The organism is Streptomyces shaanxiensis, assembly GCF_039537145.1.
In the GTDB taxonomy this organism is placed as follows: domain Bacteria; phylum Actinomycetota; class Actinomycetes; order Streptomycetales; family Streptomycetaceae; genus Streptomyces; species Streptomyces shaanxiensis.
This window is the reverse complement of the sequence record NZ_BAAAZY010000010.1, coordinates 745,303-762,343: the sequence shown is the minus strand read 5'-3', so window position 1 is coordinate 762,343 and position 17,041 is coordinate 745,303. Positions and strand designations below refer to the sequence as shown.

General features: G+C 70.5%; 13 protein-coding genes. 7 read left to right on the top strand and 6 right to left on the bottom strand.

The genetic code is table 11. The features are described 5' to 3' along the window. Positions 1–29: 29 nt before the first annotated feature. Genes ABD932_RS17405 through ABD932_RS17385 form a run of 5 tightly spaced genes read left to right on the top strand, consistent with a single transcriptional unit; the run spans position 30 to position 6,494 of the window. Complete coding sequence (locus tag ABD932_RS17405; RefSeq protein ID WP_345013611.1) at positions 30–1,034, top strand: hypothetical protein; 1,005 nt, start codon at positions 30–32, stop codon at positions 1,032–1,034. Positions 1,035–1,070: 36 nt separating this feature from the next. Continuing rightward, positions 1,071–2,519: an RtcB family protein gene (locus ABD932_RS17400; protein WP_345013609.1), complete on the top strand. Its 1,449-nt coding sequence runs from the start codon at positions 1,071–1,073 to the stop codon at positions 2,517–2,519. Then, a complete protein-coding gene (locus ABD932_RS17395; protein WP_345013607.1) occupies positions 2,516–3,823 on the top strand; it encodes a phosphotransferase family protein in 1,308 nt (435 codons plus the stop codon). Before ABD932_RS17400 ends, ABD932_RS17395 begins: the two co-directional genes overlap by 4 nt. After that, positions 3,820–5,184, top strand: coding sequence for an O-antigen ligase family protein (locus ABD932_RS17390; protein ID WP_345013605.1), 1,365 nt, complete (start codon positions 3,820–3,822; stop codon positions 5,182–5,184). Before ABD932_RS17395 ends, ABD932_RS17390 begins: the two co-directional genes overlap by 4 nt. Then, positions 5,181–6,494, top strand: a complete 1,314-nt coding sequence (locus tag ABD932_RS17385) for an oligosaccharide flippase family protein (RefSeq protein ID WP_345013602.1) — start codon at positions 5,181–5,183, stop codon at positions 6,492–6,494. The genes ABD932_RS17390 and ABD932_RS17385 overlap by 4 nt, the downstream gene beginning before the upstream one ends. Before the next feature lie 224 nt (positions 6,495–6,718). Here ABD932_RS17385 and ABD932_RS17380 read toward each other — a convergent pair whose 3' ends face one another. The 5 genes from ABD932_RS17380 to ABD932_RS17360 all read right to left on the bottom strand — a co-directional run bounded on the left by ABD932_RS17380 (position 6,719) and on the right by ABD932_RS17360 (position 13,629). Continuing rightward, positions 6,719–8,071 carry a UDP-glucose dehydrogenase family protein gene (locus ABD932_RS17380; RefSeq protein WP_345013600.1) on the bottom strand — a complete coding sequence of 451 codons (1,353 nt, stop codon included), beginning with the start codon at positions 8,069–8,071 and terminating at the stop codon, positions 6,719–6,721. Positions 8,072–8,083: 12 nt separating this feature from the next. Further along, on the bottom strand, positions 8,084–9,292 hold the full coding sequence (locus ABD932_RS17375) for a glycosyltransferase family 4 protein (protein WP_345013598.1): 1,209 nt from the start codon (positions 9,290–9,292) through the stop codon (positions 8,084–8,086). Continuing rightward, on the bottom strand, positions 9,289–10,233 hold the full coding sequence (locus ABD932_RS17370) for an NAD-dependent epimerase/dehydratase family protein (protein ID WP_345013596.1): 945 nt from the start codon (positions 10,231–10,233) through the stop codon (positions 9,289–9,291). Before ABD932_RS17370 ends, ABD932_RS17375 begins: the two co-directional genes overlap by 4 nt. Before the next feature lie 90 nt (positions 10,234–10,323). Then, a complete protein-coding gene (locus tag ABD932_RS17365) occupies positions 10,324–11,772 on the bottom strand; it encodes a sugar transferase (RefSeq protein ID WP_345013594.1) in 1,449 nt (482 codons plus the stop codon). A 144-nt stretch (positions 11,773–11,916) separates the two neighbouring features. Then, the gene (locus ABD932_RS17360; protein ID WP_345013592.1) at positions 11,917–13,629 is read right to left on the bottom strand and encodes a hypothetical protein; all 1,713 of its coding nucleotides are present in this window, start codon (positions 13,627–13,629) and stop codon (positions 11,917–11,919) included. A 235-nt stretch (positions 13,630–13,864) separates the two neighbouring features. On the opposite strand from ABD932_RS17360, the gene ABD932_RS17355 reads away from it, so the two are divergent. Continuing rightward, on the top strand, positions 13,865–14,620 hold the full coding sequence (locus ABD932_RS17355) for a TetR/AcrR family transcriptional regulator (RefSeq protein WP_345013590.1): 756 nt from the start codon (positions 13,865–13,867) through the stop codon (positions 14,618–14,620). A 66-nt stretch (positions 14,621–14,686) separates the two neighbouring features. On the opposite strand, the gene ABD932_RS17350 is transcribed toward ABD932_RS17355, so the two are convergent. Next, the gene (locus ABD932_RS17350; RefSeq protein ID WP_345013587.1) at positions 14,687–15,670 is read right to left on the bottom strand and encodes an aldo/keto reductase; all 984 of its coding nucleotides are present in this window, start codon (positions 15,668–15,670) and stop codon (positions 14,687–14,689) included. A 186-nt stretch (positions 15,671–15,856) separates the two neighbouring features. Here ABD932_RS17350 and galE point away from each other — a divergent pair, with 186 nt between their 5' ends. Further along, positions 15,857–16,945, top strand: coding sequence for a UDP-glucose 4-epimerase GalE (gene galE / locus ABD932_RS17345; RefSeq protein WP_345013585.1), 1,089 nt, complete (start codon positions 15,857–15,859; stop codon positions 16,943–16,945). Positions 16,946–17,041 lie beyond the last annotated feature (96 nt).

Genomic DNA, 17,041 nt, shown 5'->3' with positions numbered 1-17,041 from the left:
TGCGCCGACCCGGCCCCGGAGGGTTTCTGATGCGCGGCACTCTCGTCCAGGTCGGAGAACAGCTCCTGGTCGACTGCCCGATGGCAGGACTGTCCAGGCTGCTGTCCCAGGCGTGCCCGGACGCCTGGCGGTCCCCCGCCGCGGATTTCACCGCCGATGTGGAGGTCGTGGTGCAGCCCGACTCCACGCCCTTCGCCGGCCGCGGGTGGGAACCCCTCTCCCGTGGTGCGATTCGCCGCGATGGTGCTGTCGTGCTGCGCAACGCCTGCGCCAGCGGATTCGACCTGCGGATACGGCCGGAACCGGACCGGCTGCTCGTCGAGGCGCGGTGGCGACCGCCCACGCAGGAGCGCCTTGCCGCGCTCGTGCTGCGTCCCCGGTTTCATCTGCTGGCCCGGGCCGCTCTGGTGCAGTACCCGGCGCTGTGGTGGGCCGGATGCCACGGACGAGTGCCGCTGCACGCCGCGGCCCTGACCGTCGGCAACACGGTGGCGCTGCTGGCGGGTCCGGGCGGCATCGGCACGTCCACTCTGCTGTTCGGCGCCGTCACCGCCGGAGAACACGCCTGCGCGGACAACCTGGTCGCCTGTGGCGGCCGGGACGTGTACGGCCTGGTCGAACCGGTCCGGGTGGCGGGAAGCGGCGGCCGGCGCATGGCGCACGGGCGCGTCGAGCGACCGCTGCCGGGCCGTGTCGAGATGTTGCGCCCGGCCACGCTGGTGGTACTGCGCAGGAACAGCGGGGCCCGCCCGGTGGTGCGGCCACTCGATCCGCAACAGGCAGCGCAGTCACTGGCGGCCGGCACCTACATGGCCGGGGAGCTGCGCCGGTACTGGTCCTTCGCGGCCACTCTCGCGCTGGGTACCGGCCGCGGTCCCGTCCACCCACCCGTCACCGAGGTCGCACACACGATCGCCCGGCATGTGCCGGCCTGCGAGCTGGTGCTCGGCGACCGGCCTTCCGAGGGCCTCGCCGAGCTGCTGCGGCTCGGCGCCCCGGACCCGCAGCAGGACCCGCAGGAGGCGACGCCATGAGGCGCTGCCTGCCGTAACCGACTCCGAGGAGTTCCCGTGCAGGTAGACATCATCAGCCGCCGGGACGACCACCCACCCCAGGTTCCCAGCGCTGGCCCGACTGTCTTCGACAGCCCGGAAGTGCCCGCGGATCCCGCACTCCTGGACCTGCTCCGCGAGGGCACCGCCACCGCGGATCTCGCCGCTCCCCCTGTCGCACTGCCCGACTTCTGCCACAAGAGGTCGGAGATGCCCTCCAGCATCGTGGTGGCCACCCGCGGCGCCATCCGGCCCGCACTCACCGAGTCGGCCCTGAACTGCGGTATGGCTCTGGCCACGTTGGACATTCCCCGGCCTCCTGCCGCGGCAATCGACGACTTCTACGGGCGGGTCAGGCGGCGTTACCCCGATCCGCCCGGCTGGAAGTTCGAGCTGTCCCGTACGGAAGTGCTGCGCGCCGCGGTGGAGGGCGCCGGATTCGCCGCCGAGCGGTACGGCATCGACCCCGAGGACATCGACCGGATCGAGGAGTTCGGGCGGCTGCCCATCGAGGAGTACGGGGACGCGGAGCGCGCCCGCCGGGAGCTCCCGTGGATCTGTGTGCAACTGGCGCGGCTGCGGTTCGGCTCCATCGGGCCGAGCACGCACTTCCTGGAGCTGCAGCAGGTCGAGGAGGTGCTGGAGCCGGAGGCCGCCGAGCGGCTGGGGATCCAACGCGGCCAGGTGACCCTGCAGTTCCACAACGGCGGTGGCGTCCTCACCGGCCAGATCGGCGGACTGTACGCGCGGCGCGCAACCGCCCGGCGGCTGCTGCGCGCGGAGATGTCGGTGCAGAAGCCGCTGTCGCTGCTGCTCAGCGCCCGCAGTCTGGCCGAGGCCCGGCGGCGCTACGCGGCCTACTTCACGAAGGGCTGCCCTTCGGTGCCCATCGAGGGCGACGATGGCCGGCGCGTGATGCTGGCACAGCGGCTCTCCATGAACTACGGCTTCGCCTACCGGCTGGCGACCTACTCCGCGCTCCGGGCCTTCGCAGCCCAGGCATTCGGCGCCCGTGCCCGGCTGGTGGTCGATTCGCCGCACAACTCGGTGTACGAGGAACTGGTCGACGGCGAGCCGGCGTTCGTGCACCGGCACAACGCCACCCGCGCCTGGACGCCCGAGATGATGGCCGGCCACCCCGCCTTCTCGGACACCGGCCAGCCGCTGCTCGTTCCCGGGACGAAGCGCACCTCGTCCTTCCTGTGTGTACCGGCATCGCAGGCGCACCGCAGCCTCTTCACGGCCTGCCACGGCACCGGCAGCGTCATCAGCGCCTTCGTACGGCAGGGCCGTTCGGGCCGCGATCCCCACGGTCGGCACACGCTGCACTACGGCTACACGGACGCCGCCCCGCAGAGCGTCCCGCAGCTCGACGACCGGGGAGTCGACGCGGCGGTGGGCATCCTCGTGGACAACGGGCTGGTCCGGCCGGTCGCCCGACTCCGGCCCTTTGCGGTGCTGACATGACGTCCGCGGCCGTCGGACACCCCGGCATCTGGCAGGAGCTGCTTCCTCCCGGACGGCGCTTCGTGGCGCTGCCGTCGAAGCAGCGGCCGATCGTGGTGGCGGAGGCCGAGCCCCGGGTGCTGCGTTATGTGCGCACCGCGCTGCTGGCCACACCGCCGCGATCGGCCGCGCCCGCCTGGCTGTACACGTCCGCCCGTCATGCGCTGCGGGTCCCCGGTGCCTGGCGTCTGGCTCCGCGTCTGACCGTCCGGCCGTCGGCGCCGGGCGCGCCGACGCAGCGCCTCGACAGCAGCGTCAGCGCGTCGGGACCGGGCCCGAGCCCCGTCGAGGCCCTGATCGCCGAGTCGGGCGTGAGCCTGCTCGCACTGGACCACAGCCACAATCCGGACGCCCGTGTGGTGCTGCTGCTGTTCGCCCCTCATGGGCACTGGCCCACGCTGGCCCTCAAGGTGCCGTCAGGGCCGGAGGCGGCGGCGCGAGTACTCAACGAGGCCGACCGGCTGCGCACCATCGGAACGCTGCCGCTGGGGGCGGTCGCACCGACGGTCCCCCGGGCGGTACGGGTGCTGCGGCACGGCGGTCTGCCGGTGATGGTGACGACCGCACAGCCCGGAGTGCCGATGCTCGTCGCGTACCACCGATCCGGGCACACGGCGCGACCCGCCCGCGTTCAGGAGGATCTGGACAGGGCCGCGGCCTGGCTGGCAGCACTGCAGTCGGCCACGGCCGGCGAGACCGCCCCCCTGGACATCGCGCCGGGTGCGGTCGCCGCACTGGTCAGGCGGCTGGCCCGCGAACCCGACGCGGGTGACCGTGTGCTGAGCCTGGTGGCCGCCCTCCGCCGGCGCCTGCGCCGCTACAGCGCACCGCGCACCGTGGTCCACGGGGACTTCTGGCCCGGCAATGTGCTGGTGCGGCACGGGCGGGTCTGCGGTGTCGTGGACTGGGAGTGGGCCGAGACCGCCGGCAGTCCGACACGTGACCTGGCCCACTTCGCGCGGGGCTACTCGGAATACCTGGACCGGCACACCGGCACCGGGCACGGTGTACGCGGCCACCCCGGAATCGTCGCCGGAGTGCCCGGAGCGGGTGTGGCCTATGCGTTGGACGGCTCCGGCTGGTATCCGCGGCTGATCCGCCGCTTTCTCACCGCGGGGCTCGAACGGCTCGCCCTGCCCGGGGTCGTCGGCCGCGATGCGGTGCTGGCCGAACTGGTCGCCGTGGCCGCCGAGGCGACCGACGAGCACTTCGCCCGCCGGCAGCTTCAAGCCTTCGAGCATCTGGCCGTGGGGGTGACGGCATGACCGCAGCGCACGGGACCCTGCACGTCCTCGACCAGCCCGAGGCAACGGCGGGTGAGCCGCGTCCGGGCGTCTCGCGTCGACGCGGTACCGCTGAGCGTGCGGCCGGGCTGATCGCCTGCGCCTCGATGGTCTTCCAGCCGATCCTGCAGCCCACCGGTCCCGCCAACAGCTCGCCGGTGGACTTGCTGACCCTCGGGACGGTGCTGATGGGGCTGCTGTGGGTGGCCACCAGCGGACGCCGGCTCGGCGCACCGTACGCGATCGGCATGGGGGTGCTGGTGGTGACGGGCGCGGTGGCAGGCCTGGCCGGCCCGCTGCCGGGCACCTCATTGCTCACGTTGTCCAAGGACATCCTGCTGATCATCTGGTGCTTCGTGCTGTACAACATCGCGCGCCGGCCACGCATGCTGCGCCTGCTCACGGCGAGCTTCGCCTACTCCGCTGTCGTCTGGGCGACGGTGCTCGCGTTCGGCGTGGCGGCCCATATCCGCGCGATCGAAGGCAACTCCGCGCAGTGGGACAACCGGGTGGTGTTCACGCTCGGGAACCCCAACTACGCGGCGGCCTACTGGGTGACGGCACTGTTCATGGTGTTCGCGACGAAGTGCCCGCGGTCGCCGTGGGCGCGCTGGTACGCGTACGCAGTGCTGCTCTGGGCGCTGATGCTCTCCTGGTCGAACGGCGGCCTCCTGCAGTTGCTCGTCGGTCTCGCCTTCATCGCGCTGGTCACCGTCTACCGCAAGTACGGGGTGGCGGCGAGTCTGGCGCTGCTGCTGACGATCGCCGTCACGGTCTGCGGCGCGCTGCAGGTGGTCTCCGTCGGCAAGGCCCAGGAGTGGGCCCGGCAGTCCGAGCAGTCTTTCGTCGCCAACACCCTGGGGCGCAGTGAGAAGGGCGCCACGCAACGGCAGACGCTGGTGGACGAGTCACTGCGGCTCTACTCGGACCACGGCGTCCTCGGTTCGGGGCCCGGGACCACGCGGGGCGTGCTGCAGGAGGAGCAGGCGGCGTACGCCAATGAGGCACACAACGACTATCTCGCCGCCTTGGTCGAGCGCAGCCCCATGGGCGTGGTCGGGATCGTGATCCTGCTGCTCTCGGCGGGTTGGCGTGCCTCCGTGGTGCTCCGTGCGCCGCCCGGCGAGGGCTTCGCGGCCCAGGTGCCCAGGCCGCTGGGGGTGGTCGCGGCGCTGCTGGCCATGGGCCTGGCAGGGACCTACCGCGAGGTGCTCCACTACCGCTTCGCCTGGATACTGCTGGCACTGGTGGCCGTGCTCGCCTCCATGCCTGATCCCGATCATCCGGATGCCGTCCGGACTGCCGCGAAGGCGCATCGCGGACGGTCGGGAGGCCGTCCGTGACCGACACCGCCGATGCGGCCAACCTGATGGAGCCGGCCAGGCCGGCGCTGGGACGCCGCCAGGCCGTACAGAACCTCGTAGCCCATGGCAGCGCGCTGCTGATCGTGTTCGTGGCGACCTTGCTGGTCGCCCGGCTGGCCGGCCCCGCGGTGCTGGGCGCGTACGCGATGCTGCGCGTTCTTCCGTGGCTGACCGGTGTCGTGGTCAGCTCGGGGCTGCCGATGGCGTCGGCGTACTTCCTGGCCGCCGGTACTCGCGACGACCCGCGGCTGCGGCCCACGCTGGCGCTGCTCGCCGCGCTCGGCTCGGGCATCGGCGCGCTGCTCTGGCTGGCGGCAACCCCGCTACTGCAGAGGTTCTTCGTCGTCGTGCCGCTGTGGCTGCTGGCACTGGCGTCCATCACGGTGATCACCAGGCTGCTCACCGTCTGGGGCAAGGCCTGCTGTCAGGGAGCGGCGGACATACGCGGCGCCAACCTGGTGATCGTCATGGAGGAACTGATGTTCCTGCCGTGGTACGCAGTGGCGCTGGCCGCAGGGTTGCGCGGGGTCACCGCGGTGATCGCCGGACTGGTCTGCGGAGGAACATGCGCCGCGCTGACCGCACTGGGCCGGTTGCTGCGCACCGGCTTCGCGCACGGCTGGGGACGGCCCTCGGTGAAGATCGCCCGCCGGGTCGTCCACTACGGAGCCCGGGGCCAGCTGGGGGATCTCCTGTTTCTGGTCAACATGCGGCTGGACTTCGTGATCCTGGGGGCGCTCGCCGGGCCCGCGGTGCTCGGAATGTACGCGGTCGCCTCGAAGTTCGCCGAGCTGATTCGGCTGCCGGCCGTCGCGGTGCGGTATGTGCTGTACCCCCGGTTCGCCCGGCAGGGGCCCCGGAGCGCCAGCCGTGACGTACGACGGCTGCTACCGCGGGCGGCGGCGATGACCGCCCTCCTCACCCCGGTCTTGGGGGGCGCATCGGTGATCGCCCTGCCGCTGCTGTTCGGCCCGGCCTTCCAGGCCGCCGTACTGCCCGCGTGCATCCTGCTGATCGGGCTCGCGGCCTGGGGCGCCGCGGCCGTATCCACGGCCTTCCTGTGCGGGATCGGCAGGCCTGGAGTGAACTCCTGGGCGATGGGGATCGGCGTCGCCGTGACGGTGTCCCTCGATGTCCTGCTGATCCCCCGTCATGGTGCTGTCGGGGCGGCTGTCGCCTCCAGCGCCGCCTATCTCGTCACCACTGTGCTGCTGAGCGCCTTCACCGTTCGTCTGGCCGCCAGGGCCCTGCGAACCCCGGTCGACGACCCCGCCACCGACTCCTCGTAGACCACGAGCGGTACGCGTCGTACGAACGGGTTGTCGTGGCAGGTGTGTGTCCGGAGCAGCCGGGCGCCGACGGACCGCGAACGCAGCGGGCGGCCTCGCACTCGGGCTGGATCCGTGGGGTGCGACGAGCCGCGACCAGGAGGCCCGGCCGAGGGCTGCAGCGGCTCGCCCTGTTCGAGGCGCCCTCCTCCACGGAGTGGGGCCGGCCGACTACGGCACGGCCTTCAACCTTCCGAACTGTCTCCCCCGGCGAGACCGCCCGGGCAGGGCCGCCCGAACGCCCGGAACGTCCAGCCCGACGACCGCCACCGCGCTGCGTCAAGGGTGTGGCGCGCATCGAGGATCACCGGCCTGCGCACAACCGCGGCGAGTCCGGTCGGATCGATCTCGCCGTACTCCGGCCATGCGGTGAGATGCAGCACCACGTCCGCGTCCTCGCACGCCTTGGGCACGTCCAAGGTGAACTGCAGCCCGGGAAAGTCGGCGCGGGCGTTGTCGGTGGCCTCCGGGTCGTGTACCCGCACCCACGCGCCCTTGCCGTGGATGGCCGCCGCGACCGCGAGGGCCGGCGAGTCACGGACGTCGTCGCTGCCGGGTTTGAAGGCGGCACCCAGGACCGCGACCTTGCGGCCGGAGAAGGACCCGCCGACGAGCTCTCGCGCCAGAGCGATGGCCCGCCGGCGCTGACGGGTGTTGATCTCGTCGATCTGGCGCAGGAAGGCCACCGACTCGCCGAGCCCCACTTCCTCCGCGCGAGCGACGAGAGCCCGGATGTCCTTCGGCAGGCAACTGCCTCCGAAACCGAGCCCCGGCTGCAGGAACGGGCGTCCGATCCGCGGGTCCCGGCCAATCGCCTCCGCCAGGGTCATCACATCGGCACCCATGGCGTCGCACAGCTCCGCCATCGCGTTGATGAACGAGATCTTGGTCGCCAGAAAGGAGTTCGCCGCAAGCTTGACCAACTCGGCGGTGGGGAGATCGGTGCTGATGAACGGAGTGCCCGCGCGCAGCATGGGCGCGTAGATCTCCCGCAGCGTCTCGTCGGCGCGCGAGGACACGACACCCACCACCAGACGCTCGGGCCGCAGCGTGTCCTGCATGGCGAAGCCCTCACGCAGGAACTCCGGATTCCAGGCGATCTCGGCCTGTGGCGCGATCCTGCCCAGCCGGTCCCCCAGCCGCGCCGCCGTCCCGACCGGCACGGTGGACTTCCCCACCACCAGGCACCAGCCACGCAGTTCGCGCAGATACGGAGCAAGATCATCTATGACGGCGTCGACGAAACGCAGGTCGGCGGCGTTGGAGTCGGGCCGCTGTGGAGTTCCCACGCAAACGAAATGGATCCGGGCGAACCGCGCTGCCTCGGCAAGGGAAGTGGTGAAGCGCAGATGACCCGACTCCAGGGTTCTTTGGAGCGTCTCGCACAGACCCGGTTCATAGAACGGCGCTCTTCCCCTGGCCAGGGATTCGATCCGCAGCGCGTCGAGGTCGATACCGAGGACCGTGTGCCCCATGTCCGCCATGCACGTGGCGTGGACGAGTCCGACGTATCCGGTGCCGATGACTGTCAGCCGCATGGGAGACCTCCGTCAGCGTGTACGACCGGGCAGGGCCAGGAGTCGGCAGTAGCAGGCGTCGATGGCCGCGCACATGGCGTCCTGGCTGAAGGCCGTACGCACCCGCGCGCAGCCCTGGCTCCCCATCGCCGCGGCCTCATCAGGGTGGTCCAGCATCCAGCCGACCGCCCGGGCCTGGCCGGCTGGATCGGACGGCGCCACCAGAAGACCGGTCGCGCCGGGCTCCACGAGATCGGGTACGCCGTTGACGGCCGTCGCGACGACCGGTCGGGCAGCGGCCAGCGCCTCGCTGAGGGCCCGCCCCAGCCCTTCGTAGAGCGAGGTGATGACGAAGACGTCCAGGCCGGCCGCCAGACGGGCCGCGTCGGGCCGCCACCCGGTGATGCGCACGTCGACACCCAGGTCGGCGGCCAGCCGCCGGACATCGTCCGCGAGCTGACCGTCGCCCACGATCACAAAGGCGGTGTCCGGGTATCGCGCATGAACCAGCGCGGCCATGCGGACGAAGTCCAGCGGTGCCTTCTGGTGGACGATCCGACCCACCGTGCCGATGAGGGCGATGTCCTTCGGGACGCCCAGCGTCCGACGAGCCTCCGGGTCGAATCCATCGGGGATGCCGGCCAGTTCCACCGCCGAGGGCACCACGTCGACGCGGCCGGGCGGCGCAAGGCGCTGACGGACGGCCTCCAGCGCCAGCCGCGGCGCCACGGCGAGGTAGGCATGGGCGAGATGGCTGGTCATTCGCTCAAGGGACCGATACAGCGCCCGCCGCCACGGGGACATGTGGTCGTGGAAGCTGATGGCGTGGAAGGTGTGGACCACCACCGGGGTACCGCACAGTCGCGCCGCCAGCCGCCCGAGGAACCCGCCCTTGGCCGAGTGTGTGTGCACGATCGTGAAGCGTTCGCGCCGGATCAGCCGTACCAGCCGCCACAGGACAAGGACGTCCCCCGGGGTGAGGAAATCCCGGAAGCCCGGTATCTGGACGGTGTGCACGCCTTCGGCAGCGGCTCGTTCCCACAGGTCGTCGCCCGGGACGCCGGCCACCCACACCTCATAACGGTCCGGATCCATCCCCAGGGCCGTCAGCAGTGTGTTGCCCCCGGCACCCGCATAGAACCGGGTGATCACATGCAGGACCTTGACCGGCGGCAGGAGCGGCTGGGGTGGCAGTGTGCGCGGCGGCACCACCGGTGCCGGGGTCGCGGTCCAGGCGTTCATCGGGCCACCGCCCATGCTTCCCGCCCGGCCTCGACCATGGCCGCCAGCCCTTCACGGACGTGTGTCCGCGGCCGGTAGCCGAACCCGTCACGCGCCACCGTGATGTCAGCAGCGGTGTGCCGCGCGTCGCCGGGCTGACGGGGGCTGTGTCGCACTCGGACGGGTCCGGTCAACTCGCCGACGATCGCCAGCACCTGGTTCATCGTGACGCGGCCGCCGCCGCCGACGTTGGCGACACCTGTCCATGACGAGTGCGCGACCTGTCGCATCGCGGTCACCACGTCGCCGACATAGGTGAAGTCACGGCTCTGCTCACCGTCTCCGTACAGCGAGAACTCCCGATCCGTGCAGGCGGCTTCGACCAGGCGCGAGAAGGCCATGTCGGGGCGCTGGCGCGGCCCGTACACCGTGAAGAGCCGCAAGGACGCCGCCGACACGCCGAATGCCGTGCGATAGGTCTCGCAGAGATACTCCGCGGCGAGCTTGGTCACGCCGTAGGGGGAGACGGGCCGCGGCGGCAGGGTCTCCGCGGTGGGATACGCCTCGGCGTCCCCGTAGACCGAGGAGCTGGAGGCGTAGACCATCCGGCACGGCGGCACCCGCCGGACCGCCTCCAGGACGCGCTGGGTGACGAGCACGTTCCGCTCGAGGTACACCCCGAACTCCGCGCCCCAGGAGTGTCGCACCCCGGGCTGACCGGCCAAGTGGTAGACGACGTCGGCTCCGGCGAACACGGACTCGAGCGGCAGCGCCAGAATGTCGTCGCGCCAGAAGGTGAACCACTCACGGTCGAGCAGCGGCGCGAGATTGTCCTCCTTCCGGGCGGAATCATAGAAATCGGTGAAGTTGTCGATACCGATGACCTCGTCCCCTTGCGCCAGCAGATGCTCACACAGGTGGGATCCGATGAATCCAGCCGCTCCCGTCACTACGGCTCGCATGACGACGGTCTCCTTCCTCCCACGATCGGCGGTCGGCGTGACCGGCCGGCCGAGACTTTGACCCGCAAGGTCAAGTGGGATGTACGTCCGTCAGTAGGCGCCGGTCCCACGGATGACCGCGCCAGGCGTCTGAGCGAGGATGTGCAGATCCAAAGCGGTCGACCAGTTCTCCACGTAGGTCAGATCAAGGCGCACCCGCTCCTCCATCGGAAGCTCGGAGCGTCCGCTCACCTGCCACAGCCCGCTCAGCCCGGGCTTCACCATCAAGCGGCGTTGTCTGATGTCCTCGGGCAGGGCGACGGACTCGTCCGGCGGCAGTGGCCTCGGGCCCACAAGCGACATCTGGCCTGCCACCACGTTGAGCAGCTGGGGAAGCTCGTCCAACGACCAATGGCGCAGAAACGCTCCCACTCTGGTGACCCGGGGGTCGTCGACGATCTTGAAGAGACCGCCGTCACCGTACTGGTTGAGAGCGGCGAGTTCGGCCTTGCGCCGCTCGGCGTCCTGGTACATGGTGCGGAACTTCAGCAGGGTGAACTCATGGCCACGAAGCCCGACCCGGCGATGCCTGAACAGCGCCGGGCCGGCACTGTCGAGGCGTACGAGGACGGCGATGGCCAGCATGAGAGGCGAGAGGACGATGAGCCCGGCCGCCGCGAGCATCCGGTCGGTCAGCTCCTTGGGGATGCGCGGGAGCCGGGAGAGCGTCGGCCCGTGTAGCTCCATCAGCGGCAGCCCGGCGACCGGCGTCACGGCCAGGCGGGGGGCAGCCACGTCGGCCAGCACCGGCGCGAGCAGGAGCTCCACGCCGTCCGCTTGGAGTTCCCACGACAGCTTCCGCAGCTCACCGGTGTCCAGTTCGGGACCCGGCAAGGCGACGACCGCGTCGCAGCCGCTCCGCCGCACCGCTTCGACCGTGTCGTCCACGCCGCCGAACGTGGGCACCCGGTCGGGGATGACGCCGTCGACGCTACCGAGGTCACCGAGGTCGGTGAGGCACACCCCGACGATCTCGAGTTCACAGGCTCCGTTCCGCCGCAGCATGGCGATGAGCTTCCCGGCGGAACGCGCCGGTCCCACCACCACCGCCCGCTCGACGCTCTCCCCGAGGTGCCATCCCGCACGCCTGCGTACGTGCCGGACCTGACGCAGCAGGAGGCTCGCCGTCACGGTGATGGGCAGGGCGAAGAGCGTGTCGTGCAGGAAGCCCGCTCCCGGCACGAACCACCAGGCCACGCTCGCTCCCACGACGACCAGTCCCGCGGCACGCAGCACCCGCCGGAACTCATTCGTCCCGGCACGCAGGCAGTGCTGTTCGTAGGCCCGTTGCACCGCGAGGGAGAGGACCCAGACGGCCGGCAACACGGCAGGGACGAACCACCTGCCGAAGAGCAGCAGGACGGTCGCCGATGCCGCGAGCGCGGCGAGCGCGTCCATGGCCAGGAACGGGATCACCGGCACATGGCATCTGCAGACCTCGTGCGGTGTACGGGGGATGCCGCGCCGCAGCCGCTGCGGCGCGTCCCGCTTGACTGTCATCGGCCTGGTCATCGCAGAGGCCTCTCACAGATTGGGCTGTACGTTTACGTTGTAAATAGACATGGTTATCCATAATGTGAGCCTGGTCAAGGGGGGCTCGGCCGACGGATCGACCAGCCCGGGACCGAAGTCGTCAGCAGCGGGCTACGGCTTGTACTCGACGTGCAACAGCGGTGCCTGCGCAGGCGAGCCGTCGCGGGACCACGCTGCGCGGGTGCCCTGCGCCCCGGACACCACGAACACCATGGGATTGCCGGGAACCCACCCGGGCCGGTCGACGATCTCCTGCACCACCGCGGCCAAGTCGGGTGTCCGGTAGGTCTTGCCCGCGGTCCACGGGCCGGGAACCCACGACACTCGGGCGTCTGTCAGCGGCCGTGCCGAGATGTCCCGATCACGCGACGCGAACGTGGCCGGGCTGTCCGCGTCCTGCCCCCGCACCACCGGGCCGGACGTGCCGGATCCCGTACTTCTTGCCGTGAACCCCAGCCACGCCGCCGTAACAGTCGCCCCCTGAGGGACGGTGACACCGGTGAACCGCAACCCGACCGTCTGGCGTGTCGACCGGTCGTACACCATCTCCAGGTCGGACGAGGAGGTGGCGTCGACCGATCCGGTGGCGGTGTCCTCCTCGGCGTCATCGGAGTCGGCCGCCACCCGCTTCTCGTAGCGGTCCGGTGTCGGAGTGGTCTGGGCCGGGGAGGGGGTCGGTGCCGGCGACGGGGCAGGTGGCCTGCCGGCCAGCCATGCCGTCTTCGCGGCGTCCCATACGGCCGCATCGGTGGTGACGGTCACCCCGGCGGGCTTCCCTGCGGGCCCCCACGGGAAGTCACCGTATGTGTCCTGCCCGGTCCACACCAGCGTCACGTTCTCGTAGGTGCCTGTCTCCGGCCAGTAGTTGTTCGACAGCGACCAGTTGGTGGGCATGTCGATGCGCACCACCACGTTCCGGAGAGTGACGGAGCCGGGGCCGTTGGGGCCGAACTTGAACAGAGAGTGGTTACCCATGTGGTCGACACCGGCCGCCGGCGGTGTGGCGATGGTGGCGCACGGCCCCGGCCCCTCGGCGCAGTACATCGGCCCGAGTTCGTTCGGCTTGATGTAGACCAGTGAATCCTCGACCGTCAACGCGGACGGGCCATCGGGGGTGACCACCTGGGACTCACCGGACTGGCGGGCGCTGAACCCGGAGTGGCAGCCGTCGAGCAGCGAGTCGCGGATCACGATGTTGTGGTGGGTGAACCGGGGACCTTCGTTCTCGACGCAGTCGTCCCGGATGTCCACGAGGTGCATCCGCTCGTAGTACGAGGTGGACCCGGCGCTGGTCGAGTTGGGGTCGAGCGCGTCGGACACGTTCTCCATGTAGCCGCCGTACTGGTACACCCAATCGGACGGTTCATCCATGTCCCACCGGAAACCTTCGTTGTCCCACTCCTGCGGGTCGGTGGTGCCGGGGTACGGCGTGTCGGCGCGGTAGAACTCGTCCCGGGAGAACTCGCGGGGAATGTTGCCGATCATGTGCCCACCGATGACACACACCTCGCCGGTGCCGGTGTCGTCCAGCCTGAACGGGTACCGGGTCGAGTCGGGCGTACCGCCGTCCGGTGCCGCACCATGCCAGGTGGCATCCCTCAGATCCCACGTCCGCCCCGACTGCGGGCCGGTGTCGGAACCCACCGATGCGACGCCCTGCTCACCGCTCACATCGGTGACCGCCGAAGCAGGGCGATCCAGACACTCGTCGACCGTGATCGGGACGGTGACCACAGCAGCCGAGCTGCCGCCCAGGCCGTACGTGAGCCCTGTGGCGATCAGGGTTGCGGCGCCCAATCCGGCGAGGGCCCTGCGGAACAGCACGACAAACGACCTCCGTTCGCCGAAAGACAGCAGCCGTCAGAACTGCGCTCGGCCGAGGGCATGCCAGTACATGCTCTCCGATCTCGACTCGCCCGTCCCCCGGGGAGACGACGATCGCGTGATGCACGCCCCCCCGAGAGGCGTACATTTACATCGTATACATACACTCTCCGCCCAAAGAGGCATAGAGTCAACACGGGCGGGCATCGCCCGAACCACAGTCGGGAGGCAGAGCGTGGCGAAGGAGCGGACCACGGCACGAAAGAACGACGAGGGCGGTGGAGCCGGTCCTGCCCGGCGCGCAAGCGACCGCGGCCGCTACGGCAGGCTCAACCGGGAGCTCACACTGGCAGCCGCCCTGGAACTCGTGGACCGCGAAGGACTCTCGGCACTGAGCATGCGCCGTCTGGGCGCCGAGCTGGGCGTCGAGGCGATGGCCCTGTACCGGTACGCGGCCGGCAAGGACGCCCTCCTGGACGGCCTCGTCGAGGCGCTGTACCTGGAGCTGGAGGAGCGCCTGGCCGCCGAGACGAGCGCGGCGGCCGAGGCACCCTCCTGGCGCAGCGAACTCCACCGCATCGCACGGGCCACGTACGAGGTGTGTCTCGCACACCCTCAGGTGGTCCCCCTGCTCACCACGCGCATGCTGGCGGTTCCGCTCGCCCGTCGCCCGCTCGCCGTACTGAAGGACCACGAGCGGGTACTCGTCCTGTTGAGGGCGTCCGGGCTCGACGACGCCGCAACGGCCGCCGCCTTCCGGGCCTTCACCGCATGGCTGCTCGGCTACATCTCTGTGGAGCTGCGACCGATGGTGGACAATCCCGACGAACCTGAACCGGCGTTCCGCCTGGGCCTGCACCGGATGCCGCCCCAGGAACTGCCCGAACTCCGGGAGACCACCCCCGCCCTCGCCGAGCGGGGCGGACCGGAGGACCTGGCCATCGGCCTGGACGCGCTGCTCGACCGCTTCGTGGACACCGCCGGGAGCTAGGCACCGACGGCACGGTACGTAGCTCCTGACATCTGCGGCCGGCTGCTGGGGCACGTACCGGAGCGGTCAGTGGGCCGCGTCGAGTCGGGCCCGCTGCTCCGAGGTCAACTCCAGGTCCACGGCGGCCAGGCTCTCCTCCAACTGGGCCACCGACGACGCACCGACCAGCGGGACGATCGGCAGCTCGGCATCGATCTGCCAGGCGAGGACGACCTGGTTGACGGTCGCGCCCGTCTCCCGGGCGACCTCGCGCAGCACCTGCAGACGGGCTTGAGTGCCCGGATGGTCGAAGTCCGCGGGAAGCCGGTCCGGGTGGGCGTAGGCGCCCTTCAGCAGCGGCGAGTAGGCGACCAGAGTGAGGCCGGGCTCGGCCCGCAGGTAGCTCAACAGCTCGGGGCCCGCGTGACCGAGGCTGCCGTCCGGGAACAGTCCCTCGGGTACGTCGATGCGGGGTCGCAGGTGGCTGTGGGCGTACTGGAGCACCTCGTAGCCGGACAGGCCGACCGCGGCGGCGAGGGCACGGGCCCGCTCGACGCGCCAGATCGCGTGGTTGCTGACCCCGAGGAGACCGACGGTGCCTTCGGCGACCAGCTCGGCGAACCCCTCGACGGTCTCCTGCAACGGAACCCGCTGGTCCTCGATGTGCGCGTAGAGCAGATCCAGCTTCGCCACGCCGAGTCGGTCGCGGCTGCGCTCGGCGGACTCGCGGATCACCTTCGCCGACAGGCCCTCGGCGTTGTCGACGTAGCTCGTGCCGGGGGCCAGCGGGCGGGCTCCGAGCTTGGTGGCGATGACGATCTCGTCACCGATGCCGCGGCTGCGCCGCCACCGGCCGAGCAGTTCCTCGCTCTGCCCGCCCTGGCCGCCGTCGATCCAGAAGGCGTAGTTGTCGGACGTGTCGATGAAGGTCCCGCCGGCCTCGACATAGCGGTCGAGCACTGCGAAGGAGGTCTCCTCGTCGGTCCGTGAGCCGAACAGCATCGCGCCGAGCGCGAGGACGCTGACCTCGCGGCGGGTGTTCGGGTCGGTGCCGATGGTGCGGTACTTCATGGCGCTCCCTCCCGTTCGCGCCCGCGTTCGGGGCACGTGCCAGGAGTCTTCAGCTTGAAGCGCTCTCCAAGTCAAGCCTCGCGGGCGTCCGACGGCCTTGACTCCCCTGAACCGATGGAGCAAAGTTGTACATATACGCCGTAAACATACGGCGCATGTCGGTGCTGTCAGCAGGAGTGTCCTGCCATGGCGAGCAGAGCAGCCGAGGGAAGTGAAGCTCCGTGGAAGCCGTCGACCGTCCTGGTCACAGGCGGGGCCGGCTTCATCGGCAGTCATGCCTGTGTGGAACTCCTCGACCATGGCTATGAGGTGATCGTGGTCGACGACTACTCCAACAGCACTTCGCAGGTCTTCTCCCGCATGGAACGGATCGCCGGCCGCTTCGTCGGTGCCGTCTACGAGTTGGACATCCGTGATCGACACGCCCTGTCGGCCGTCTTCGACCGACATTCCGTGGACGCCGTTGTGCACTTTGCCGCGCACAAGGCCGCGGGCAGGTCGACACGGATGCCCGTCGAGTACTACGACAACAACGTCGGCGGGACGACCGCTCTGCTGGGAGCCATGCACGAGCACGGGGTGCACCGGCTCGTGTACCCGTCGTCCTACGCGGTCTACGGCGACGCCGGGCACGGGCCGCTCGACGAGACCACCCCGGCCCGGCCCACCAACCCGTACGCGGCCTCGAAGTGGATCTGCGAGCAGATCCTCTCCGACGTCTGCCGCCGCCGCCCCGAGTACAGCGTGCTGTGCCTGCGGTACTCCACTCCGGCCGGGGCCCACCCCAGCGGACTGCTCGGCCAGGATCCCCGCGTCACGCCCGGCCACCTGATGCAGCAGCTCGCCCAGGTGGCCGACGGCCGGCGCAAGCGGCTCGAGGTCTTCGGCAACGACTACCCGACCCGCGACGGAACCGCGGTCCGCGACTATCTCCATGTCATGGACGCCGTCGAGGCGCACCGCGTCGCGCTCGACCACCTCGGCGACAGCTCGGGCATCCACGTGTACAACCTGGGTGTCGGAGAGGGCAGCTCCGTCCTCGACGTCGTCGCCGCGTTCTCCAGGGAGTCCGACAGGCCCATCCCTTATGACGCCGGGCCCCGCCGCCCTGGAGACGTCGCCGAACTCGTCGCCGACCCGACCGCGGTGACGCGGGCCTGGGGCTGGCGCCCCACCCGGGATCTCACCGACCTGTGCCGGGACGCCTGGCGCTTCCAGCGGCTCAACCCGCACGGCTACGCCGGCTCGGACTGGCGACCGGGACCGGAAGAGTAGCGCCGTGGTGTGGCACTCGGCTGTCCGCAGGGTCCGTGGGGCGGGCCTTCATCGGCGCTGGACACGGTCGCCGCTGGGCCACCTCCTGCCCCGCTC

Bases quoted from the DNA above. Each gene is read 5' to 3' on its own strand.
- ABD932_RS17375 (WP_345013598.1), bottom strand. From the start codon at position 9,292: ATGAACGCCTGGACCGCGACCCCGGCACCGGTGGTGCCGCCGCGCACA.
- ABD932_RS17405 (WP_345013611.1), top strand. From the start codon at position 30: ATGCGCGGCACTCTCGTCCAGGTCGGAGAACAGCTCCTGGTCGACTGC.
- ABD932_RS17390 (WP_345013605.1), top strand. From the start codon at position 3,820: ATGACCGCAGCGCACGGGACCCTGCACGTCCTCGACCAGCCCGAGGCA.
- ABD932_RS17380 (WP_345013600.1), bottom strand. From the start codon at position 8,071: ATGCGGCTGACAGTCATCGGCACCGGATACGTCGGACTCGTCCACGCC.
- galE (WP_345013585.1), top strand. From the start codon at position 15,857: ATGGCGAGCAGAGCAGCCGAGGGAAGTGAAGCTCCGTGGAAGCCGTCG.
- ABD932_RS17365 (WP_345013594.1), bottom strand. From the start codon at position 11,772: ATGACAGTCAAGCGGGACGCGCCGCAGCGGCTGCGGCGCGGCATCCCC.
- ABD932_RS17395 (WP_345013607.1), top strand. From the start codon at position 2,516: ATGACGTCCGCGGCCGTCGGACACCCCGGCATCTGGCAGGAGCTGCTT.
- ABD932_RS17350 (WP_345013587.1), bottom strand. From the start codon at position 15,670: ATGAAGTACCGCACCATCGGCACCGACCCGAACACCCGCCGCGAGGTC.
- ABD932_RS17370 (WP_345013596.1), bottom strand. From the start codon at position 10,233: ATGCGAGCCGTAGTGACGGGAGCGGCTGGATTCATCGGATCCCACCTG.